1 protein-coding gene is annotated in these 432 nt (G+C 61.8%); it reads right to left on the reverse strand.

What is annotated here, in order from left to right; all coding sequences use genetic code 11:
- Positions 1–432, reverse strand: a 432-nt coding sequence (locus tag V6936_RS17325) for an alpha/beta fold hydrolase (RefSeq protein ID WP_336580174.1), incomplete at both ends; no start/stop codon positions are given.

A 432-nucleotide genomic window follows, 5' to 3' on the forward strand; every position in this document is an offset into this window, starting at 1 on the left:
CAAAGCTGGCCAGAATCGCCGGCTCGTGGCAGGTGTGCAGCCACTGGGCGCGCAATTGCAATTGTTCTTCCGTCCAGGTCGGGCAAAAGGCACGCATGTCTTCTGCGGTACACCCTTTGCGGGCCATGGCCATGGAATCCACGTACCAGGGCAGCTTGGCCGGGTAGGCACGACGACCAGGGCCGGAGACGGGCGGATCGACCATCACCAGACGGTTCAAACCTTCGCTGTTCTTGTGCGCGGCACGCAAGCCAATACGCGCGCCCATCGAATGACCGACCACGATGTAGTCCTTCAGGCCCAGGGCCTGGGCCAAGGCAATCAGGTCATCGGCCTGCGCATCCAGGCTGTAGTCCATGCCTTCGGCCGCTTCGCTCAAACCACGGCCACGCACGTCCTGAATATAGGTGTCAAAGTGCTGGCCGAACTGCT

Source organism: Alcaligenes sp. CHO6, from assembly GCF_037120595.1.
In the GTDB taxonomy this organism is placed as follows: Bacteria; Pseudomonadota; Gammaproteobacteria; order Burkholderiales; family Burkholderiaceae_B; genus Alcaligenes; species Alcaligenes ammonioxydans.